General features: G+C 66.9%; 21 protein-coding genes. 5 read left to right on the forward strand and 16 right to left on the reverse strand.

Annotated elements, in window-relative coordinates; translation table 11 throughout:
• Positions 1–44: 44 nt before the first annotated feature.
• From DQP56_RS02915 to DQP56_RS02925, 3 genes are all read left to right on the forward strand, one after another.
• Positions 45–470, forward strand: a complete 426-nt coding sequence (locus tag DQP56_RS02915) for a Zn-ribbon domain-containing OB-fold protein (protein ID WP_112683504.1) — start codon at positions 45–47, stop codon at positions 468–470.
• Positions 467–1,612 carry a thiolase family protein gene (locus tag DQP56_RS02920; protein WP_112683505.1) on the forward strand — a complete coding sequence of 382 codons (1,146 nt, stop codon included), beginning with the start codon at positions 467–469 and terminating at the stop codon, positions 1,610–1,612. Before DQP56_RS02915 ends, DQP56_RS02920 begins: the two co-directional genes overlap by 4 nt.
• Positions 1,613–1,696: 84 nt before the next feature.
• On the forward strand, positions 1,697–2,926 hold the full coding sequence (locus tag DQP56_RS02925) for an amidohydrolase family protein (RefSeq protein WP_112683506.1): 1,230 nt from the start codon (positions 1,697–1,699) through the stop codon (positions 2,924–2,926).
• Positions 2,927–2,988: 62 nt separating this feature from the next.
• Here DQP56_RS02925 and DQP56_RS02930 read toward each other — a convergent pair whose 3' ends face one another.
• From DQP56_RS02930 to DQP56_RS02975, 11 genes are all read right to left on the reverse strand, one after another.
• Positions 2,989–3,762, reverse strand: a complete 774-nt coding sequence (locus DQP56_RS02930) for an SDR family NAD(P)-dependent oxidoreductase (RefSeq protein WP_112683507.1) — start codon at positions 3,760–3,762, stop codon at positions 2,989–2,991.
• An 88-nt stretch (positions 3,763–3,850) separates the two neighbouring features.
• Complete coding sequence (locus DQP56_RS02935; protein WP_112683508.1) at positions 3,851–4,339, reverse strand: nuclear transport factor 2 family protein; 489 nt, start codon at positions 4,337–4,339, stop codon at positions 3,851–3,853.
• Entirely contained in the window at positions 4,332–4,754 is a 423-nt protein-coding gene (locus DQP56_RS02940; protein ID WP_112683509.1) for a Zn-ribbon domain-containing OB-fold protein, read from the reverse strand. Before DQP56_RS02940 ends, DQP56_RS02935 begins: the two co-directional genes overlap by 8 nt.
• Before the next feature lie 6 nt (positions 4,755–4,760).
• Positions 4,761–5,969, reverse strand: a complete 1,209-nt coding sequence (locus DQP56_RS02945) for a thiolase family protein (RefSeq protein WP_112683510.1) — start codon at positions 5,967–5,969, stop codon at positions 4,761–4,763.
• Between the two features lie 24 nt (positions 5,970–5,993).
• Positions 5,994–8,219, reverse strand: coding sequence for an acyl-CoA dehydrogenase family protein (locus tag DQP56_RS02950; protein WP_112683511.1), 2,226 nt, complete (start codon positions 8,217–8,219; stop codon positions 5,994–5,996).
• Positions 8,216–9,226, reverse strand: a complete 1,011-nt coding sequence (locus DQP56_RS02955) for an NAD-dependent epimerase/dehydratase family protein (protein ID WP_112683512.1) — start codon at positions 9,224–9,226, stop codon at positions 8,216–8,218. The genes DQP56_RS02950 and DQP56_RS02955 overlap by 4 nt, the downstream gene beginning before the upstream one ends.
• On the reverse strand, positions 9,220–9,372 hold the full coding sequence (locus tag DQP56_RS24615; RefSeq protein WP_165824880.1) for a hypothetical protein: 153 nt from the start codon (positions 9,370–9,372) through the stop codon (positions 9,220–9,222). The genes DQP56_RS02955 and DQP56_RS24615 overlap by 7 nt, the downstream gene beginning before the upstream one ends.
• Before the next feature lie 93 nt (positions 9,373–9,465).
• Positions 9,466–10,362: an IclR family transcriptional regulator gene (locus DQP56_RS02960; RefSeq protein ID WP_112683513.1), complete on the reverse strand. Its 897-nt coding sequence runs from the start codon at positions 10,360–10,362 to the stop codon at positions 9,466–9,468.
• Position 10,363: 1 nt separating this feature from the next.
• Complete coding sequence (locus DQP56_RS02965) at positions 10,364–11,197, reverse strand: SDR family oxidoreductase (protein ID WP_112683514.1); 834 nt, start codon at positions 11,195–11,197, stop codon at positions 10,364–10,366.
• Between the two features lie 7 nt (positions 11,198–11,204).
• Positions 11,205–12,020, reverse strand: a complete 816-nt coding sequence (locus tag DQP56_RS02970) for an SDR family NAD(P)-dependent oxidoreductase (RefSeq protein ID WP_112683515.1) — start codon at positions 12,018–12,020, stop codon at positions 11,205–11,207.
• Positions 12,021–12,110: 90 nt separating this feature from the next.
• A complete protein-coding gene (locus tag DQP56_RS02975; RefSeq protein WP_112683516.1) occupies positions 12,111–13,373 on the reverse strand; it encodes an amidohydrolase family protein in 1,263 nt (420 codons plus the stop codon).
• Positions 13,374–13,398: 25 nt separating this feature from the next.
• On the opposite strand from DQP56_RS02975, the gene DQP56_RS02980 reads away from it, so the two are divergent.
• Together DQP56_RS02980 and DQP56_RS02990 are read left to right on the forward strand one after the other, a co-directional pair.
• Positions 13,399–14,217, forward strand: a complete 819-nt coding sequence (locus tag DQP56_RS02980; protein ID WP_112683517.1) for an AraC family transcriptional regulator — start codon at positions 13,399–13,401, stop codon at positions 14,215–14,217.
• Between the two features lie 265 nt (positions 14,218–14,482).
• On the forward strand, positions 14,483–14,878 hold the full coding sequence (locus tag DQP56_RS02990) for a carboxymuconolactone decarboxylase family protein (RefSeq protein WP_165824882.1): 396 nt from the start codon (positions 14,483–14,485) through the stop codon (positions 14,876–14,878).
• Here the strand turns inward: DQP56_RS02990 and DQP56_RS02995 are convergent.
• Genes DQP56_RS02995 through DQP56_RS03015 form a run of 5 tightly spaced genes read right to left on the reverse strand, consistent with a single transcriptional unit; the run spans position 14,871 to position 20,839 of the window.
• The gene (locus tag DQP56_RS02995; protein WP_112683519.1) at positions 14,871–16,043 is read right to left on the reverse strand and encodes an acyl-CoA dehydrogenase family protein; all 1,173 of its coding nucleotides are present in this window, start codon (positions 16,041–16,043) and stop codon (positions 14,871–14,873) included. The two genes, DQP56_RS02990 and DQP56_RS02995, sit on opposite strands and share 8 nt — an antisense overlap.
• Before the next feature lie 13 nt (positions 16,044–16,056).
• A complete protein-coding gene (locus tag DQP56_RS03000; protein ID WP_112683520.1) occupies positions 16,057–17,112 on the reverse strand; it encodes an acyl-CoA dehydrogenase family protein in 1,056 nt (351 codons plus the stop codon).
• 1 nt (position 17,113) lies between these two features.
• The gene (locus DQP56_RS03005) at positions 17,114–17,953 is read right to left on the reverse strand and encodes an amidohydrolase family protein (RefSeq protein ID WP_112683521.1); all 840 of its coding nucleotides are present in this window, start codon (positions 17,951–17,953) and stop codon (positions 17,114–17,116) included.
• 10 nt (positions 17,954–17,963) lie between these two features.
• Entirely contained in the window at positions 17,964–19,586 is a 1,623-nt protein-coding gene (locus DQP56_RS03010) for an acyl-CoA synthetase (protein WP_112683522.1), read from the reverse strand.
• A gap of 2 nt (positions 19,587–19,588) precedes the next feature.
• Positions 19,589–20,839 (reverse strand): amidohydrolase family protein, encoded by a 1,251-nt coding sequence (locus DQP56_RS03015; protein WP_112683523.1) that lies wholly within the window; start codon positions 20,837–20,839, stop codon positions 19,589–19,591.
• Positions 20,840–20,842 lie beyond the last annotated feature (3 nt).

A 20,842-nucleotide genomic window follows, 5' to 3' on the forward strand; every position in this document is an offset into this window, starting at 1 on the left:
TACTGTAAGCATTACAGTTAATAGACCCGTTGCGCGGAGGTTCCATGCAGAAGGCGCTAGCTCCCGATATCTCGACCTGGCCGGCGGAGAGTCCGCAGCTGGTCGGCAGTCGCTGCGCGGACTGCGAGGCCACGGTGTTTCCAGCGCAGCCGCGCTGCCCGAGCTGCAGCGGTGACCAGATGGCACAGCAGCTGCTCCCCCGCACCGGAACCCTGGTGGCCTGGACCACCCAGGGTTTCCCGCCCGGCCCACCGTATCTGGGCCCGACCGGTAAGGACTTCGTCCCGTTCGGAGTGGGCCTGGTGCAGCTCGGCGATGCCGTGCGGGTGGAAGGCCGGCTCACCGAGAACGACCCCGAGAAGCTGGAGTTCGGTATGCCGGTGGAGCTGACCATGGTGCCGTTCGCCACTGACGCCGACGGCACCGAGATCATCACGTTCGCCTTCCGGCCGATGGAGCAGGGCGCATGAACGAGGTCGCCATCATCGGGGTGGGATTGCACCCGTTCGGCCGCTTCGAGGGCAAGTCCGCGATGCAGATGGGGGTGGATGCCATCTTCGCCGCCGTCGCCGACGCTGGCGTGGCATGGTCGGACATCGGCGCCGCGACCGGCGGCAGCTGGACGGTGGCCAACCCGGATGCGATCGTCGGGATGGTCGGGCTGTCGGGCATCCCGTTCACCAATGTGTTCAACGCCTGCGCGACGGCGGCCAGCGCCGCCAAGGTCTGCGCGGACGGTATCCGGTTGGGCGACTACGACATCGGCATCGCCGTCGGCCTCGACAAGCATCCCCGCGGGGCGTTCACCGAGGACCCAGCGCTGGTCGGGATGCCGCGCTGGTATGCCGAGAACGGCCAGTACCTGACCACCCAGTTCTTCGGCATGAAGGCCAACCGGTATCTGCACGATCACGGTATCTCCCAACAGACATTGGCCAAGGTCGCCGCCAAGAACTTCCGCAACGGGGCGCTGAATCCGAATGCGTTTCGGCGCAAGCCGATCTCCGAGGAGGAGATCCTGGGCTCGACGATGCTGAACTACCCGCTGACGCAGTACATGTTCTGCGCACCCGATGAGGGGGCGGCCGCGGTGGTGATGTGCCGCGCGGACATCGCGCACCGCTACACCGACAAGCCGGTGTACCTGCGCGCGGTGGAGGTCCGTACCCGCCGCTACGGCGCCTACGAGGTCAACACCACCTTTGCGCCGGTCACCGAGGACGTGGCGCCCACTGTCTACGCCGCTCGCGCCGCGTTCGAGAAGGCCGGCGTGGCACCGCAAGACGTCGACGTCATCCAGCTGCAGGACACCGACGCCGGCGCGGAGATCATCCACATGGCCGAGTGCGGCTTCTGCGCCGACGGGGACCAGGAGAAGTTGCTCGCCGAGGGGGCGACCGAGATCTCCGGGTCGCTTCCGGTCAACACCGACGGCGGGCTGATCGCCAACGGCGAGCCGATCGGCGCCTCGGGCCTGCGCCAGCTGCACGAGCTGGTGCGCCAACTGCGCGGCGAGGCCGGTGACCGCCAGGTGCCGGGCGAGCCCAAGGTGGGGTTCGCTCAGCTCTACGGGGCGCCGGGCACCGCTGCGGCCACCATCCTGACGACATAAGTACCGCGAGCAGACATGAAAGCCCCCAAAACACACTGATTTTAGGGGCTTTCGCGACTGCTCGCGGTGGGAAAGGAGCCCTCCATGAGCCAGTTCCGTGACGCACCGATCTTCGATGCCGACCAGCACATGTACGAAACCCCCGAGGCGCTGACCAAGTACCTGCCGGAGAAATACTCCCGCGCAGTTCAATTCGCGCAGATCGGCCGCCAGACCCGGATCATCATCAACAACCGCGTCAGCGACTTCATCCCCAATCCGACCTTTGAACGGGTCGCCGCTCCCGGCGCCCACGAGAAGTTCTTCGCCGGCGAGAACATTGAGGGACTGACCCTGCGCGAGATGCAAGGACCCGCCATCGAGGCGCCGGCGGCCACCCGCAACCCCGCCGACCGGGTCGCCGAACTCGACCGCCAGGGTGTGGTGGAGGCGCTCAACTATCCGACGCTGGCCAGCCTGGTGGAGCACTCCAGCGCTGATGACCCGCAGCTCACGCTGGCCATCATTCACGCGCTGAATCAGTGGATGGCCGAGCACTGGACCTACAACTACGACGGCCGGGTCTTCTCCACGCCGATCATCAACCTCTCCGAGGTCGACGGCGCCCAGCGCGAACTGGAGTACATCCTCGATCACGGCGCCGCGGTGGCGCTCATCAAGCCCGGGCCGGTCAACGGCGTCCACGGCTGGCGGTCGCCGGCACTGCCGGAGTTCGACCCGTTCTGGCGTGATGTCGAGGCAGCTGGCCTGCCCATCGTGCTGCACGCCAGCTTCCCGCCGCTTGACGATTACGTCGGCAAGTGGGAGCCGCCCTATACTCAGAATTTCATGGCGCAAAGCGCATTCCGCTGGATGGTGCTGGGCCATCGGGAGATCGCCGACATGATCACCGCGCTGATCTGTCACGGCACCCTGACCCGCTTCCCCAGGCTGCGTATCGCCAGCGTCGAGAACGGCAGCTCCTGGATCGGACCGCTGTTTCACGACTTCGGTGATCTGTACAAGAAGATGCCGCAGAACTTCCCCGAGCATCCGCACGAGGTGTTCCGGCGCAACATCTGGGTGAGCCCGTTCTGGGAGGGCGCCGTCTCCGACGTGGTGGACACGGTCGGCTGGGACAAGGTGCTGTTCGGGTCGGACTATCCCCACCCCGAAGGCCTGGCCGAGCCGAAAGGCTTCTGGAAGTATGCCGAGGGCATGGATGTGCGGCGCACTTATGACTTCATGGGCGACAACGCCCGGCGATTCATGGGCCTGCCGATCGCCAACCCGGACCCGGCGGCCGCCAAGCCGCCAGCGCTGGCCGGTGCCTGACCGGCCTTGACTTTGCAGTCAGGGCTGCGGCACAACGTGATTCAGCAACCCTGACCGCAACGTCACTTCGGCGCGAAGCGCTGGCCGCCGTCCAGTCGGATGCACTGGCCGTTGAGCATCGGGTTCTCCACGATCGCCGCTGCCAGCTTGGCGTACTCCTCCGGTCGGCCCAAACGCTTGGGGAACGCCGCGTCCTTGGTCAGCACCGCGGCGAACTCGTCCGGGATCCCCTGGGTCAGGCCCGTGGCGAACAGGCTGGGAGCGATCGCCAGCACCCGGATGCCCACGCCACCGAGATCGCGGGCCATCGTCAGGCACATCCCCGCGATCGCGGCCTTGGATGCGGTGTAGGCGATTTGGCCGATCTGGCCCTCGAACGCCGCGATCGAGGACGTATTGATGATCACGCCGCGTTCGTCGTCCTCCGGCTCATTGGTGCTCATGTGCCAGGCGGCGAGTCGACTCACGTTGAACGTGCCGACGACGTTGAGATCTTGGGTGCTGCGGAACGTCTCCAGATCGTGCGGCCCGTCGCGTTTGATCGTGCGCTCACCGATACCGCCGCCCGCGGTGGTCCCGCCGGCGGTGGTGACGACGATGTGCACGCCGCCCAGGGCCTTGACCACCTCGTTCAGCACTTGCTCGATCCCGGCGAAATCTGTGACGTCGGCGTCGAAGAAGTGGCCGTCGATCGATTCGGCGACCTCCTTGCCCTTGGACTGCGGCCGGTCCAGAATCGCCACCTTGGCCCCGCGCTTGGCCAGCAGCTCTGCTGTCGCCTTGCCGAAGCCCGATGCTCCGCCGACGATGATCGCGCCTTTGCCTTCGATCTCCACGAACGTTCCCCTTTTCGGATACGACAACCCGGGACCCGGCCCGGCGCATATACTATATGCCTTCCCGTAATGCATTCGGGACACCGGGTCAGCGCATCACCCGCCCGGCGAGTGCGCCCAGCACCGCGCGGATGCGCGGCGAGAGGTAGACAGCGAACAACCCGTTGAATATGTCCTCGCGCAGCCGGGTCAGCGTCGAGGTCTTGATCCGCCACTGGCCGTCGGCCTTCTCGTAGGTCTCGGTGTAGTGACCGTAACCACGCAGGTTCACGCCAGGTCCGAACCGCACCACGTCTTCCAGCGCCCACACCCCGTGTGCGGTGGTCGGCGAGGTCACCTCGATATCGGGTGCGTGGACTTGATGGACAGTGGGTTGATCGCGCAGACTTTTGCGGGTGAAGGCCACGAATTCGTCGGCGCCGCTGATGAGTTTGCCGCCGGCGCGGGAGGTGTCGCTGACGAAGTCGTCGGTGAACAGGGCACGCCAGGCCGCCCAGTCCTTGGTGTCCAGGTAGCGACAGTAGCGGGACTTCAGGCGTTTGATCGCCTCGATCTCGGTGGCCGCGTCGTCAGTCATGGTTCGCCGCCGGTTCGTAGCGCAACATCGTCACGTCATGCTCGGGGTAGTCGCAGAACACCGGCCGCACCCGCATACCGACGACCAGGTCCGCGGGGTCGGCGTTGACCAGCTCGGTGGAGAACCGTGGCCCTTCATCCCATTCGACGATCGCGAGCAGTTGCGGCACGGCGTCAGCGAAGTGGATGCCGACCGGCCGGCGGGCAACCGTAAAGGAGTACAGCGTGCCCATCCCGGAGATCTCGCGCCATTCCAGGTCGTCGGCCAGGGTGCGCGGCGCCCGGACCCGCGGGTAGAACACGTAGCTGTCGGTCGACGGCGAGTACTGGATGACGATGCGGTGTTGCCCCAGTGCGTCCCAGAACGGGGCGGTGGTCGGCGTTTTGACCGGCATCGGGCGTTCGAAGGTGGTCATCGGTGCTCATTCCCCTTCCAGGATGAGAGCGGTCTGTTCGCTCAGAATGCCGCCGTTGCCCGAGACGAAGGCCCGGTTGCAGTCGGCCACCTGGGCGGCACCGGCCCGGCCCATGATCTGGCGGGCGGCGTCGCAGACGTGGTGCATGCCGCCGGCCAGGCCGGCCTGCCCGAACCCGAGTTGGCCACCGGCGGTGTTGAGCGGGAAATCGCCGCGGAAGGTCAGGTCGTGATCGGTGATGAACTGCATGCCTTTGCCCTTCTCACAGAAGCCGGCGTCCTCCAGCGACAGCAGCACGGTGATGGTGTAGCAGTCGTAGATGGAGACCATGTCCATGTCCGCGCGGGTCAGGTCGGTCATCGCAAAGGCGGTGTCGGCGGCCTCGGCGATCGGAGTGGCCAGCAGGTCCGCTGCGTAGGTGGGGGTCTTGAACGGCACGTGCTCACCGAACCCCTTGACCCACACCGGACGGTTGCGGCCTCGCCGGGCGACCTCGGCGTTCGCGATCACCACGGCGGCACCGCCGACGCAGGGCATCACGATCTCCAGCATGTGCAGGGGATCGGCGATGATCGGGCTGGCCAATACGTCCTCGACGGTCAGCGGCGTGTCACGCCAGATGGCGCCGTCGGTGTGGTTGGCGTTGACCCGCTGGTCGACGACGAGCTTGGCCATGGCCCGCTCGTCGTAGCCGTAGACCGCTCCGTAGCGGGTGGCCACCTGCCCATAGGGGCCGTTTTGGCCGAGGTTGCCGTAGGGGATCTCGAACTCCGCCTGGGGAGAACCGTATTGGTTGCTCGACGAACCGAAGAACATCGCATCGACCAGGGGCTTGGGTTTTTTCTCCGACATCGGGGTGATGTAGCGGGCCGGCAACGCGCACAGCACCACATCGCAGATTCCCAGCTCGATCGCGGCCGCGGCCCGCCACACCATGGCGGCCGCACTGGCACCACCCAGGTCGACGATCTCGGCGAAGCGGGCCGGCACGCCCAGGTATTCGGCGATGGTGGAGGGGACGAAGATCTCCGACTCGCCCAGGTGCGAGGTGACGATGCCGTTGACTCGTTCGCCCGATATGCCCGCATCGGCAAGCGCATCCGCACTCAACTCGGCCCATTGCTCGAGTGTGAACGGGGCCGGGGCGGCTTTGTTCATCCGCTCGGGCGGCAGCTCGACGTAGCCGACGATCGCGGCCTCTCCACGTAATCCCATGTGTTGTCCTCTATCTGATTGCGGTCACTTGCGGGGCAGGCCGAGGATCATCTGGGCGATGACGTTCAGCTGGATCTCGTTGGTGCCGCCACCGAGCAGTTCGGCCGGCGACAGCAGGTACGGTTCGACGACGGCCGGGTCGGAGTCGGTTGTCATCGCCAGCCGCCCGGCGATGGCTAGGGTGGCCCGGAAGGTGCGGCGCAGCAGGACGTTCATCGCCACTTTGGCGATGCTTGATGCCGCCCCCAGGCCCTGCCCGTCCAGCAGTCTGATGGTCTCGCGTATGCCGAGCGCCTTGATGGCATTGGTGTAGGCGTCGAGCTCGCCCAGCGCCCGCGCCGCGTCGTCGCGCTGCTCGCCCGGGGCGGCTGCCAGCCGCCGCAATGCGACAGCCCGGTCGTACTGGACGTATCCGCTGATGGCGGAACGTTCCTCGGCCATGGTGGCAAGCGCCAGCTGCCAGCCCCCGGTGGGCTCGCCGAGCAGCATGTCGTCGGGGACGAAGACGTCGGTGAGGAAGACCTCGTTGAACTCGGAGTCGCCGGTGGCCTGCACGATCGGCTGGATCTCGATACCCTCCGAGCGCATGTCCACGATGAAGTAGCCGATGCCGCGGTGTTTGGCCGCGTCGGGATCAGTACGGGCCAGCAGTGCGCCGTAGTCGGCGCGTTGCGCACACGACGTCCAGATCTTGTGTCCGTTGACGCGCCAGCCGCCGTCGACCTTGACCGCCCGCGTGGTCAGGGACGCCAGGTCCGAACCGGCCCCGGGTTCGCTGAAGAGCTGGCACCAGGCCAGCTCACCGCGCTGCGTAGGTGGAATCAGCTGCTGCTGCAGGGCTTCCGGCGCTGCCCGCAGCAGCGACGGCAAGATCCATTCGGCGATGCCCAGCGACGGCCGCACCAGCGCAGGGCGGTTGGCGAATTCCTCGATGATGATGAGCTGCTGCAACGGGGTGGCGTCGATACCCCACGGCGCCGGCCAGTGCGGCGCGATGAGTCCGGCCTCGGCGATCAGGGTTCGCTGCGGACCTGTCTCGAAGTGCGGATAGTCGCCTTGCCGTCCGGGTCCGTCGTTGCGCAGCAAACTCGCGGCATCAAGCGTTGCGGCGATCTCCGCCCGGAACTCGGCTTCGGCGCCGCCGAGATCGACGGTGAAATCCCGCTGCTGCGTGGTGGTGAGCTCGCCGAGGCGTCGTGCCCAACCGGTGACGGCGCCGATCGATGCGGCGATGCTGGTAGCCCGGCGCCAGTACAGGTGCAGGTCGTGTTCCCAGGTGAAGCCGATGGCGCCGAACATCGTCAGCGTGTCCAGGACGGCATCCGGGCACGGCGCGATGGCAATCAACGCGGCAGCGGCGGCCGCCATCTCATGCTGGCCGGGATCGTCGGAGGCCGCGCGAACAGCGTCCCAGGCGGCGGCGCTGGTCAGTTCGCTGTTCACCAACAGCATGGCCGCTCGGTGTTGCAGCGCCTGGAATGTCCCGATCGGCTTGCCGAACTGTTCGCGGGTGCGCAGATGTTGGGTGGCCGCCTCGACGCACCAACCGGCGATACCTGCAGATACCGCCGCGGCGAGCCCGACGGTGAGCCATTCGGCACGGCCGGCGTCGATACCGGTCATGACGTCTGCCGCCGCCGCGGGGTAGCCGGTAAACGTGATCGTTCCCACGTCGGTGAGCAGATCGGTACCCGCGGCCGGCCGGACCGCCACTTCCGGCCGGGACATGTCCACGGCCAGCCAGATCGCCGCACCGTCGGTGAGCTCCGCACAGACCAGCGCGAGCCGCGCCGAGCAGACCGCCGAGATCAGTTCGGCGGCACCGTCGATGAGCCATCCATCGCCGATCGGAAGCGCGGTGAGCTTCGCGTGTTGCGGCAGGAGCACGGTCGCCGGCGCACCCGATGACAAGGCGCTCAGAAACGCCTCGCGGGCGGGTGTCGCATCGGCGAGCAGCCCGACCGCTCCCGCGGTGACCGTCGCCAGCAGCGGCCCCGGCAGGGACGCTTTTCCGGCGGCCTCCAGGACACCGGCGGCGTCCAGCAGGCCGCCGCCCTGCCCGCCGCACGATTCGGGCAAGTGGATGGCGTGAAAGCCGTTGGCCACCAGCTCCGGCCACCATCCCGGCAGCTCCCCTGCCGCCAGCGCGTCGAAAGCCTTGCGGGCGTCGGCGATCGGCGCGTGCCGGGCGGCGAAGCGTCGCAGTGATTCGCCGAGTTCCCGCTGCTCGACGGTGAGTGCCACGCTCACGAGCCCTCCTTATTCTTGGTGCGCCGCCTGCTGCGGAAGAAGCCGGCGGCTTCGGCCAGTGCCTCGGTGGCCGGCGCGGGCTCCCAGCCGAGTTCCCGGACAGCCTTGTCGTGACTCATCGGCGACATGATGTGCATCAGTCGTATCGACAGCGGGGTGAGTGCGGTGTCGCGCCGCCGCAGCCGCGCCGCGAACCGGGCGAGATGTCCCAGTGCCGACATCACCGCGACCGGCACGCCCCATCTGGGTGGCTCGACATCGACCGCGGCACATGCCGTCCGGTAGATCTCGCGAGCGCTCATGAACCGTTCGGAGACGATGTAGCGTTGGCCCGGCCTACCATGTTGCCCGGCCAGAATCAGGGCGCGCGCCGCATCATCGACGCCGACGACCTCGGCTTGCGCACCGCAGATGTAGAAGGGCAGCTTCCCGCGGACGGCAGCGGCGACCAGCCCGCCGTGCGGGGTGGGCTGCCAATCGCCGGAGCCGTAGGTGTTGGCGACACACATCGCCACCGCCGGCAGGCCCTTCTCCCGGTGGTAATCCAGCACCAGGTTCTCCGCCTGCACCCGGCTGCGGATGTAGTCCCCACCGGAGTCGAGCCAGTTGTGCGCGGTGCGCTCATCGGCCAGACCGTGATCGACCCGCCCGATGGTTCCGATCGAACTGGTGAACACGAACCGGTCCAGTTCCGCACCGGCCGCAGCATCGAGGACATAGCGCAGGCCTTCGACGTTGGTGCGGTACAACGGTTCCGGATCGCTCAGCCACGCCCGCGCATCGACGACGCAGTAGTAGACGACATCGCATCCGCTCATCGCCGAGCGCACGGCGTCCTGGTCGAAGATATCGCCACGCCGGATCTCGACATCGAGGCCGTCGATCGCGCGTGTCGAGCTGGTGGCGCGGATCAGGACCCGTACGTCTTCGCCGGCGTCGACGAGTTGTCGGGTGACGTGGGAGCCGAGAAACCCGCTTGCCCCGATCACCAATTTCTTTTTCACCATGTGACTCGCTGCTGGCCGATGCTGTGGCCACCGCAGCTGGCGCAGGGCAGCGTCCGCAGCAGCAGGTGCCCCTCGCCGGGCACCGGGTCGGCGGTCTCGCGGACGGTCAGTCCGCCCTCGTTGAGCACCACAGCGCGCATCGTCATTCTCCGGTAACAGCTCCCAATCCTTCGTGTCGATCGCGGTCGCATACCGCAGCAGGACATCGGTGATGTCGGCTTTCGCAGCGTCCTGGCCAGTCATGCTGGATCCTTCCTTGCCACCCACAATGATTCGATGCGCGTCGCGGTCTCCCGCACGGCCGCGCCCAAATCGCTGACCTCTGCCGGAGTCATCGTCGCGAACGGGGACGCCCCCACCGACATGGTGACCGTGCCATCCGCGTCGTGGATCGGTGCGGCCACGTTGGCGACCCGGTGCTCAGTGCTGTCGAGCTCACCCGGCAGGTAGTCCACCACCGTCAGGTCGGCGAAGGCGCTGGCCAGCCGGGCGGTGATCTCGTCGGGCTCGCCCTCGGCGGCCAGCGCCTGCAGCGCCGAATAGACCCGGACATATTCGCGGCTCATCCGCTCGATCGCGTACCCGCGGCTGCGCACTTCGTCGAGCACCGCACTCAGCCGCCGGCGCAGGCGCGGTGAGGGGGCGCCCAATCCGCCTAGCCACTCTCGCTTGACCTGGTCGCCGGCCTCGGCGACGAACTCCCGGCAGAACGGGGCCACTATCGGCATCCGGAACCCGACACTGACCAGCGGTGCCGCCAGTGATTCGCCGACGGTGTCGGTCACCACCACCGTCGGTCCCTGCCGGGCACCCAGCACGACCTGCATGCCTACGGTGTCGGAGAGCCGCTGCAGTTCCGGGCGAAACGCCGCCTTGTTGACCGGCCGGGTCAGCGCGGCCAGCGCGGGCCCCCATGAGTAACCGCCGGAGTGCCGGTCACGCACGATCCACTGCCGAGCCGCCAACGTGGTGACGATCGCGTGGCAGGTCCCGTGACTGATATGGAGAATCCGGGCGATCTCCGACAGCGAGAAGCCGCGTTCGGGATCAGACGCCAACAGTTCCAGAATCCTGATCACCCGCTCGGTCGGCGGCGACGACACCGGCCGGCCGGGCTCGCCGACATTCGCCGTCATATCAGGCGTTTTCGGTGGCTAAACGCGCGCGCTCGCGCACCGAGGCGACCACTCCACCGTCGTTGAGGATATCGGTCCCGGTGAGGTAACCCGCCTGGTCGCTGGCGCAGAACGCCAGCAGTTCCGCCATCTCTTCGGGCTTGCCCCAGCGCGGGACCGCGGCGTCGGCGACCAGCGCACCCGCGCCGGCCTGTTCCTCCAACCGGCCCATCTCGGTGTCGATCGACCCCGGCGAGACGGAGACGATGCGTAGTCCGCGGCCGTTGAACCGTTCCGCCTGCGCACTGCTGTACCAGCGCACGAACGCCTTGCTCACGGCATAGGCGATACCCGAGCGCACCTCCGCCGGCATCGGCTCGCAGACCGCCGCCATATCGGCGAGGAAGGAGTCGGCTTCGCGCAGCGCCGCCGGGAATTTGCCGACCGGGATCAGTTCCTCCGGCAACAGGTGCGCGGCCATCGACGCCACATTGACGATCGCAGCCCCTTCGGGCGCAACGCCGTAGAACGCCTCGTTGACGTTCAGCGTGCCGATCGCGTTGGTCCGCATGACGTAATCGGCCTCACCCATGCTCGGGCTGACCCCGGCGGCGTGGATCACCGAGGCGATCGGCCCGACGGCGGCTGCGGTGTCGAAGAGCCGTGCGACGGCGTCGGGGTCGGTGACGTCACCGTTGATGACCGTGACATCAAGGTCCTTCAGCGCGGCGACCGCGGCGTCCAGCCGGTCCTGCCGGACATCGCAGAGCACCACCGCATGATCGCGTCCGACGACCTTCGCGGTGGCCACACCCATACCTCCTGCACCGCCGGTGATCACCGATACCTTTGACATGACTCCCTCACTTCCCCATGGCGGCGCTGATCGCCTGGGCCATGAACGCGACCGACTCGTTGCGGCCCATCGAAGCGAATAACTGTGCCGCGCCGGTGATCTCGTCGCCGACGTACACCGTGGGTCCGTTGCTGAGGTTGTTCAGTGCCGTGGCCACCGCCCGCTCGACGGGCGCGGCGCCGGGCGGCACCTGTTCTGTCGACCCGATCTGGCCGCGTTCGTGCTCGAGCCGCCGCAGCGCCGGGGTATCGGTCTTGCCCAGGATCAGGCCGATCACGTCGACGCCGGTGTCACGCAACTCGCACCAGAGTGCCTCGGCGAACACCATGTCAAAGGCTTTGGACGCACCGTAGACCACCATGTTGGGGCCGCCGACGAAGCCGGCACCCGAGCCCAGGATCACGATGGCGCCCGCCCCGCGCTGAACCATGGCCGGGGCAAGGGCATGGCAGAGCTGCATCGGCCCGACGCAGTTGCGCTGCACCATCGCCTCGGCCGCCGTAATCGTGTTGTCGAGAAAGGGTTTGAAGTCGGGGTCGGCGCCGGCGCAATACACCAGGAACCCGATGTCCAAGTCGCTCGCCGTGTCGATCACGGTGTTCGCCGCGCCGGGTTCGGTGAGATCGACCGCCACGGTTCGGGTTTGGACGCCATGACGTTGCGCGATCCCGGTAGCGACCTCGGCGAGCAGCTGCCGGCGGCGCGCCACGAGCACGACGTTGAGCCCACCTTCGGCCAGCGCCTCGGCGAAAGCCGCGCCGACGCCGTCAGAGGCGCCGACGATCAGCGCCCACGGCCCGTACTTGCCGACATCGACCGTCACATTTTCGAACGATACGTCGAATATCCGACGCAGGCAAGATCAGCGGCCCGCAGCGAACCGGGGTCCCGCACCAGCGGCGGCAGATTGAAGTCAAGCTTTGGCCAGCTGCTTCTCGGCGTACCGGCGCGCCCACTCGGCACGCGGCCGGATCGAGACGTCGACATCGGTGGCCTTCGCGCGCAGCGCACCCACCGTCGCCTGCTCGCGCGGGGTATGGGCGAACGGATCCCAGCTGAAGAACCGCGCGGAGTTCTGCCAGGTGATCTTGTTGATGTCGGAGTCGTCGGCACCGGCGGCCTCCAACTCGGCGAGCACCTGTTCGGGTGCGTCCGGCCAGAAGCAGTCCGAGTGCGGGTAGTCGCACTCCCAGGCGATGATGTCGATACCGATCTCGTGGCGCAGCTTTAGCGAGGTCTTGTCGGTGACGTAGCAGGCCAGCGAGTGCTCCCGGAACACCTCCGAGGGCAGCTTGTCGCCGAAGTCACGGCGCAGCCACTTCTGGTTGGTGTAGTGCCGGTCGCTGCGGTCCAGGTAGAACGGGATCCAGCCGATGCCGCCCTCGGAGAACGCGAACTTCAGATTCGGGTAGTTGCGCATCGCCGGGCCCCACAGCAGGTCCTGGGCGCACATCGCCGAGATCTGGGTGGCCAGGATGATCATGTTGTCGATCGGGGCGTTGGGGGCCATGCTGATCGCACCGAAGCCGGTGCCGATGTGCAGGCACATCACCACGTCTTCCTCCGACAACGTGCGGAACACCGGCCCCCAGTAGTCCTCGTCGTGATAGCTGGGCAGGCCCTCCAGGTGCGGCAGTTCGGGCATGGTGACCGCCCGGCAGCCCTTGGCCGCCACCCGGCGGATCTCCGCGCACATCGCTTCGGGATTCCAGGTCGGCAGGATCGCGATCGGGATGAACCGGCCCGGCGCCGAGCCCGCCCATTCGTCGATGTGCCAGTCGTTGTAGGCCGACACCATCACCAGCGTGACGTTCTCGCGGGTCATGTTGAGGTGGCGCGCGGAGAACCCGGTGAAGGTCGGGAAGCACATCGAGGCGAGGATGCCGTTGCGGTTCATGTCGCGGACGCGCTCGTGCACGTCGTAGGCGCCGGGGCGCATCTCGGCGAACCCGGCGGGGTCTCGGCCCCACTCCTCGGCCGGCCACGACACCACCGCGTTGAGCCCGCTGACCCCTTGCGGGCGGCCCTGGTACATCCACTGGTCGACACCCTTGTCGTCGGTGACGACGATGGGTGCCTCGTCCTTGTATTTGGCGGGCACGTGACGCAGGAACATGTCCGGCGGCTCCACCACGTGATCGTCGATGCTGACCAGGATCAAGTCGTCGATGTTCATACCTCTACTAGTACCCTGGAAAACCGTGACCGTCTCCGCGCGTTCGGCCATAGACTTTGCAGAACCGGCCAACATCGATCTGCGTCGGGGCGGTCGTGCCCGCGCCGGCAGCTATCTCTACGAGGGGCAGCATCTGGTCACCGGGTGGCACTCCCATGAGATGCACCAGATCGAGTACGCCGTCGGCGGGGTGGTGGAGGTCGAGACCGCCGCGGCGCACTACCTGTTGCCGCCGCAGCAGGCGGCCTGGATTCCGGCGGGGCTGGAGCATCAGGCCGTCATGCGCCCGGAGGTGCGCACCGTGGCAGTGATGTTCGACCCGGAACTGGTCGCGCACGCCGGTGATCGCGCCCGCATCCTGACCGTCTCGCCGCTGATCCGGGAGATGATGTTGTACTCGCTGCGCTGGCCGATCGAGCGATCCGACGGCGACACGGTCTCCGACGACTTCTTCCGCACGCTGGGTCATCTGGTCTCGGCCGCGCTCGACCACGAGGCCCCGCTGAGCCTACCGGTGTCCGATCACCCGATCGTGGGCCCGGCCATGGTCTACACCAAGGCGCATCTCGCCTCGGCGACCGCGGCCGAGGTGAGCCGCGCTGTCGCGGTCTCCGAGCGCACGCTGCGCCGGCAGTTCGAAGCGGTGACCGGGATGTCGTGGCGGACGTATCTGCTGCACGCCCGGATGCTGCAGGCGATGGCGCTGCTGGCGGCGCCCGATCAGGGGGTGCAGCAGACGGCGACGGCCGTTGGATTCGACAGCCTGTCCGCGTTCACTCGAGCGTTCACCAGGTTCGCCGGCGAAGCGCCGTCGCGCTACCACCGCCGGATCACGGCGGTTTAGCGAGGCTCGACGCAGGAGAGCCGAAGCTGGAACCGCCGCGGGGGCACGGCGGTTTAGCGAGGCTCGACGCAGGAGAGCCGAAGCTGGAACCGCCGCGGGGGCACGGCGGTTTAGCGAGGCTCGACGCAGGAGAGCCGAAGCTGGAACCGCCGCGGGGGCACGACGGCTTGACGACGCGGCGAATAGGCCGCCCGAGTGACGAGGCCTACTGAATAACCGTATCCTGCAACCAAACTGATCCACACCTAACCCAAGGGATGAGCGTATGACGGACTGGCGTGCCAAAGGTCTTCGAGTTTTCCGGGAGATGCTGCCGGGCGTGCTGCCCGATGGCGACGTCGACTTCCACCACGGGTTCGCGCCGGAACTCATGGATATCGGCGTCGAAGGCGTCTTCGGCCGGCTGTGGTCGCGCGAAGGCCTGGCACGCCGGGACCGCAGTCTGCTCACGCTGGGCATGCTGATAGCACTGGGCGCCGAAGATGAACTCGAGTCGCACTTCCGGATCGCCGAGCAGAATGGCCTGACCCGCGACGAACTGGCCGAAGTGGTCTATCACACCACCGGTTACGTCGGCTTCCCCGCTGCCAACGCGGCCAAGAAGGCGGCCCTACGGGCCTTCGCCAAGCGGGCCGACAACGGCGAAACCGCCGTCACTTGACCAGCGGCGGCGAATAATTCGGCTTGCCCAGCCCGAGCACGTACTGGGCGATCATGTTCCGGAACACCTCCAGGGTGCCGCCGTAGATGCCGACCAGCGGAGCGAACCGGTAGACGTAGTCCGACGCACCGTCGTCGACGGCGCCGTCGGTGCCGATCGGCAGCGCCGACGCGCTGCCGAGCAGGTCCATCAGATCCGGTGACACGTCGCGCATCGCCTGCGCGAGCGCGACCCGGCCGAAGATGGACGGGGCCGACAGGGACGCCTCCACCCGGGCGGCGGCCCGACCGAGTCGGTAGGCCACCGAACGATCGTCGATGCGTCCCGACCGCCCGACGACCGCGCCGGCTCTGTCGACGGCCTCGGCCATGAAGCCGGCCTGGTGCATCATGATCGACACATCCTGTAGCCCGTCGGGATCGGCGTCCACAGCACCGTGTTCGACGTTGAGCGGTACGCGCAGCACCGTCCAGCCGCCGTTGACCTCCCCCAGCCGGTATTTGTCGTCGACGCGGACATCGCTGTAGTAGACGATGTTGGTCCGGTCGCCGTCGACGGTGCGCAGGCCCTGGATCTCGATACCCGGGGAATTCAGTGGCACCAGGAACATCGTGAGGCTCTTGTGCTTTCGCGCTTCCGGGTCGGTGTTGGTGATCAGGAAGACGTACTGGCAGTTGTGGGCGCCGGTGGTGAACATCTTGGAGCCATTGATAATCCAGCTTGACCCATCGCGGACCGCCCGGGTTTTGCAGGTGGCGACGTCGGAGCCGCCTTCGGGTTCGGTGTAGCCCAGGCAGAGCCGGATGTGGCCGCTGAAGACGCCGGGCAGGATCTCCTCGCACAGCTCCGGCGAACCGAACGACGCCACCGAGCGCGCCACCATTGCGGTGGTCCCCCACGTCACCCAGGGCACGTGCGCGCGGCGCTTCTCCAGCTCCCAGATGCGTCGGCGCACCCGGGAGAAGCCGCCGTCGGCCTCGGTCTTCCATTCCTTTTCCAGGTAGCCGGCGGCGCCCAGCGCCAGGTGAACCCCTTCGTCGAAATTGTCTCCGGTCTCGCGGTCGCGGCGCTTGACGTCCTCGGTGACGTGGGTGGCGAGGAAGGTACGTGCCTCTTGGAGGAAAGCCAGGTCGTCGTCTGTCAGTTGCGGTCGGGAGAAGTCCATGATGTTCGGTGTCCTATTCGGCTGCGGGGTCGGCGGTTTCACGGGCGGCGACGATCTCGGCGATGCGGCATGCGCTGGAACCGGGGTCGCCGCCGGCCAATGGCCAGCCGCGGGCCCGCACCAGATACGCCGTGGCCGCGGCCTCCGCCGAGACCCCGAGACCACCTTGGATGTGCACCGCCATGGTGGCGGCCTTGGCGGCTTCTTCGGCCATGAACACGAACGCCGAGGCGGCCAGCTCCGGCCGCTCATCGGGCTCGTTGTCCATGAACCAGCCGGCGCGGTAGGCCAGATTGCGACCGCTGGCAACGGTGATGGCCATGTTGGCCAGCGGGTGTGAGATCGCCTGCAGGGTCCCGATCGGAACCCCGAGCGTGTAGCGGGTCTTGGCGAACTCCGCAGCAATCGTCATGGTCTGCTCCACCATCCCGACCAGCGCGGCGGCGGTCAGCAGCCGCCATTCATCCAGCGCCCGCTGGTATTCCGCGACGGCGTCGGCACCTTCGGCCAGCACGGTCCGGGCGTCGGCGGTGTCGGGGTCGATCCAGGCCATCGGCAGCCGGCCGATGTTGTCGACGGTCGCCGGCCGGGTATCGAAGACCAGGCGGACGATCTGGTCACCGTCGCGGACGATGATCTCGTCGGCGACCGAACCGGTGGGCAGCAGCCGCGGGCCCACAGCGCTGTCCTGATGCGGGTCGAACGCGACCAAGCGTGTCCCGGTGACGATGTCGCCGTTCGACAGTGCGCCGAGCCGTTCCAGTAGCCGTGCGGCGCAGACATGGTCGATCCAGGGCACCGGCGCCAGCGCCCGGCCGATCTCCTCGGCGACCAGGGTGAGGTCCACCAGGGTGGCGCCGTCGCCGCCGGCCGACTCCGGCAGCGCCATTGTGGTGGCGCCCATCGCGCACAGCCGCTCCCACAGATTCTTGTCGAAGCCGGATTCCTCGGCGGCACATACGGTTTCGATATCGCAGTGGGTGGTGAAGAACTGCTTGTAGGCGGCCTGCAGCGCCTGGTGATCCTCGGTCAGGCTGTAGTCCAGCCTGCGCAGCTCGAAACGGTCCATATCAGCTCTCGTGTTCGGGGACGCGCGGGTCGGTGAAGAAGAAGTCGTTGGCGTTGCGGTACAGGTACTTGTCCATCACCTCGTCAGGCAGGTCAAGTGCGCACGCTTCGGGCACCACGCGGTTCATCCGCAACACCGGCCAGTCGGAGGCGAAGATGATCTTGTCGGCGCCGCGGGTGCGCATGTAGTGCAGCAGCGCCCCCGGCAACCGCTTCGGCGACCATGCCGACGTCATCAGTCGCAGGTTGCGGTATTTGATCAGCATGCGGATGGCAACGTCCCACCAGGGGTCGGCACCGTGGATCATGCACAGCCGCAGTTCCGGGAAGCGCACGCAGACCCGATCCAGGTGAATCGGATGCTGGACTTCGCCGGGGATCGGCGGGCCGGGAATGCCGGTGTTGACGCATAACGGCAGATCCAGTTCTGCGCACTTGGCGTACAACGGATAGTAGACAGCGTCACTGGGCGGGTATTGGCCATCGCCCCAGAAGCTGGGCCCCACCACGGCGTAGGCGACCGGCAGGTCCTTGACCACGGCCCTGAGTTCGCGCAGCGACGGTACCGGCCGTAACAGGTTCGCCCCGCCCATCGCCAGGGCGAAACGATCCGGCCTGTCCGCCACGAACTTTCGCGCGGTCACCGATGGCTTGGTGAGGTTGTCCATCAAGATGGCCTTGGCCACACCGTTGGCGTCCATCTCGTCGAGCAGCGCCGACATGTCGACCGGATCGAACATCGACGCCGGCCCCTTGAAGTACTCGTCGCGCGTCTTGCGCATCCAGGCCGGCTGTTCGCTTTCGCCGAAGTGCACATTGACCAGGCAGTCGATTGCTCTCATGTTGGCTCTCTCATGACGGGGTGGACGCCTCCTGATTCACCCGGCGTTTCGCCCACCGGTAGTCGGCCTTGCCGTTACCCAGTCGGCGCACCTGCGCGACGACGATGAACTCCTTGGGCACCTTGAATCCGGCCAGCACCGACTTGCACTGTGCGGCCAGCAGGTCGTCGCTGATATCGGCGTCCGGCTGCAGTGCCACCAGCGCAACGAGTTCTTCGCCCCACCGCTCGCTGGGACGTCCCACCACCAGCGCGTCCGCGACCCCGGGGTGGGCGCGTATCACTTCTTCGACCTCTTCGACGAATACCTTCTCCCCGCCGGTGTTGACCACCAGTGCATCACGGCCGAGGAAACGCAGGGTTCCGTCTTTCTCGATCGATGCCCGGTCTCCGGAGATCACCACCCGTTGACCGTCGACCTCACAGAACGTGCGTCGGGTCGCGTCGGCATCGTCGAAGTAGCCGAGCGGGATCCGGCCCGCCCGCACCACCCAGCCGATTTCGGGATCACCGGGCTGCAGGAATCGGGTACGGTCCTGCGAAACCACCGATCCCCCGGTCCGCAGCTCGAAGGTGTCGCGCCGAGCATCGCGCTGACTGCGCCCGAATCCCATGTTCCCGGTCTCCGAGGACCCGTACCCATTGATCAGGGTGATCTGCGGAAGGTATTCCAGCAGTGCCGCCTGGTATTTCGGATTCGTTGCCGCGCCACCGGTTCCGATCGAGTGCAGCGACGACAGGTCGTGGTTCGAGCGTCCCAGTTCAGCGACAAGTGGTGCGGCGTAGGCGTCGCCGACCATGGTCATCAACCCGACCTTCTCGCGCTCGATGGTTTCCAATACCGCACGGGGGTCGAACTTGGTGCGGGTGTCGTTGAGGATCACCGTCTGCCCGCTCAGAATCGCCGAGAACGCCGTCCACAGTCCCGCGGCGTGCATCAGCGGTGACAGCGCGAACCACGGCGGGCCGGCGTACTGCACTTTCTGGTGGATTTCCGCGGCCGACGCATGGTCGTCGCCGACCATCGACGAGACGTAGATGTCGCTTTGGCGCCACAGCACACCTTTCGGGCGGCCGGTGGTCCCCCCGGTACAGATCATCAACACGTCGTCCGGTGACGGAACAATCTGCTGATCGGTATCGCCTTGCGCCAGCGCATCATCGAGCGATGTCGCGTCCAGGATCGGCGCGTCGGCGGCACCGTCGTCGATCCGGATCAGCAAGTCGGCCCCGCAGTCCCGCAGCGTGTCGGCGAATTTCGGCTCCAGGCTCGCGTGGAAGATGACCGCACGGGGCCGCACGTAGTCCAGCAGCTCGCCCGCTTCGACCGGGGTGTAGTAGTGATTGACGTTGACCGGAACGGTCCGCGCCTTGAGGCAGCCGACCACCATGTCGGGGTACAGGTCGTTGTGCATGAGCAGCGCGACTCGGTCCTGGCCACACTCCCAGTTCGCCAGCTCGGCGCGCTCTCGCCGGACGCCCAGCCGGCGGCCGGCCAGAAAATTGGCCAGCCGGCGAGTGCGATCGGCACTCTGTGCAAACGTGCTACGCCGGGTGCCGCATACCGTCATCTCACGATCGGGCACGACCTCGGCGATCGCGTCGACGACGCCGCCGATCGTCCATTCGCCCACCGTCAGACCGAAGCTGCCAGGTGGGCGGCGCCGGGTGCAGTACGGTTCGGATCGCCCAGCAGGGTCAATGCGTTGTCCCGCATCACCATTCGGGTATCTTCCACGCTAAACTCAGGGAACTGTGGGATGTCGGCGGTGAAGGTGGTCGGGTCGGCCAGGCCCTCGCCGTGCGGCCAGTCCGAACCGAACAGGATCTTGTCGACGCCGATGGTGTCGGCCAGCAGCTTCACGTCGTCCTCGTAGTAGGGGGCGATCCAGACGTTGTTGCGCAGCTGCTCGATCGGATCTTCCTTGTAGTGGTACGGCGCATTGTTGGCCGACTTCTTCAACCGCTTGATCAGCCGGTAAACGAAGTATGAGCCGTTCTCGATGCTGGCCACCTTGAGCTTGGGGTGACGAGTGAACACCTGGTGCACGATCATCGAGGCGATGGTGTCGTGGATGGCGCGATCGTCCATGATCACCATGTCCAGCGGGTCGCGCTTGCCGAATCCCTTGAACACACCGCTGCCGCCCCACAGTGCGGGGATCGCCATGTAACCGGAGTCGGACAGGTGGAAGACGACTGTGACGCCCGCCTCGGCAAGGCGCGCCCACACCGGGTCGTGCACCGGGTCACCGAGGGAGCGGGGCCGGACCTCGCCGGGCACCGGCGCCGGACGCACACACACCAGCTTGGCGCCACGACTGATCACGAATTCGACTTCCTCGATGGCCTTCTCGGGGTCGGCCAGCGAGATGATCGGTGCGGATATCACGCGGCCGTCGGGACGGTCGAAACCCCAATCCTCGTCGAGCCAGAGGTTGAACGCGTGCACCGACGCCATGGTGGCGGGGATATCGTGCTTGAGTCCCTCCTCCACACCACAGGCGAACGTCGGCAGCATGAACACCGTCTCCAGCCGCTGCCGGTCGAGCACCTGCACGCGGGCGTCGCGGTTCTGGTATTCGGGATGCTCGGAGAGCCGATCGAGCTTCATCAACGACGCCGGATCCACACCTTCGGGGATCTCGCCGCGGAACAGCACATCCAGGCAGCCGGGTTCGATGATCGGATCGAAGCTCGGATTCGGGATGAAGTGGTTGACGACCCCGCCGAACACTGCCAGGGTGCGATTGCCGTCCTGCACCATCTGGACACCGCGACTGCGGAATTCCTTGGGCAGGTGCCGAGTGAAGGCGTCCAGCGGCTCGTAGTAGTGGTTGTCGACGTCGACGGCCAAGTACGGGAGCCGTTGCGGTGTGGCAGTCATGTG

Source organism: Mycolicibacter senuensis, from assembly GCF_003284925.1.
In the GTDB taxonomy this organism is placed as follows: Bacteria; Actinomycetota; Actinomycetes; order Mycobacteriales; family Mycobacteriaceae; genus Mycobacterium; species Mycobacterium algericum_A.

Bases quoted from the DNA above. Each gene is read 5' to 3' on its own strand.
- DQP56_RS02990 (WP_165824882.1), top strand. From the start codon at position 14,483: ATGACGGACTGGCGTGCCAAAGGTCTTCGAGTTTTCCGGGAGATGCTG.
- DQP56_RS02940 (WP_112683509.1), bottom strand. From the start codon at position 4,754: ATGACCACCTTCGAACGCCCGATGCCGGTCAAAACGCCGACCACCGCC.
- DQP56_RS03000 (WP_112683520.1), bottom strand. From the start codon at position 17,112: ATGGACCGTTTCGAGCTGCGCAGGCTGGACTACAGCCTGACCGAGGAT.
- DQP56_RS24615 (WP_165824880.1), bottom strand. From the start codon at position 9,372: ATGACGATGCGCGCTGTGGTGCTCAACGAGGGCGGACTGACCGTCCGC.
- DQP56_RS03005 (WP_112683521.1), bottom strand. From the start codon at position 17,953: ATGAGAGCAATCGACTGCCTGGTCAATGTGCACTTCGGCGAAAGCGAA.
- DQP56_RS02920 (WP_112683505.1), top strand. From the start codon at position 467: ATGAACGAGGTCGCCATCATCGGGGTGGGATTGCACCCGTTCGGCCGC.
- DQP56_RS02945 (WP_112683510.1), bottom strand. From the start codon at position 5,969: ATGGGATTACGTGGAGAGGCCGCGATCGTCGGCTACGTCGAGCTGCCG.
- DQP56_RS03015 (WP_112683523.1), bottom strand. From the start codon at position 20,839: ATGACTGCCACACCGCAACGGCTCCCGTACTTGGCCGTCGACGTCGAC.
- DQP56_RS02935 (WP_112683508.1), bottom strand. From the start codon at position 4,339: ATGACTGACGACGCGGCCACCGAGATCGAGGCGATCAAACGCCTGAAG.
- DQP56_RS02995 (WP_112683519.1), bottom strand. From the start codon at position 16,043: ATGGACTTCTCCCGACCGCAACTGACAGACGACGACCTGGCTTTCCTC.
- DQP56_RS02975 (WP_112683516.1), bottom strand. From the start codon at position 13,373: ATGAACATCGACGACTTGATCCTGGTCAGCATCGACGATCACGTGGTG.
- DQP56_RS02955 (WP_112683512.1), bottom strand. From the start codon at position 9,226: ATGGTGAAAAAGAAATTGGTGATCGGGGCAAGCGGGTTTCTCGGCTCC.
- DQP56_RS02960 (WP_112683513.1), bottom strand. From the start codon at position 10,362: ATGACGGCGAATGTCGGCGAGCCCGGCCGGCCGGTGTCGTCGCCGCCG.
- DQP56_RS02915 (WP_112683504.1), top strand. From the start codon at position 45: ATGCAGAAGGCGCTAGCTCCCGATATCTCGACCTGGCCGGCGGAGAGT.
- DQP56_RS02965 (WP_112683514.1), bottom strand. From the start codon at position 11,197: ATGTCAAAGGTATCGGTGATCACCGGCGGTGCAGGAGGTATGGGTGTG.
- DQP56_RS02925 (WP_112683506.1), top strand. From the start codon at position 1,697: ATGAGCCAGTTCCGTGACGCACCGATCTTCGATGCCGACCAGCACATG.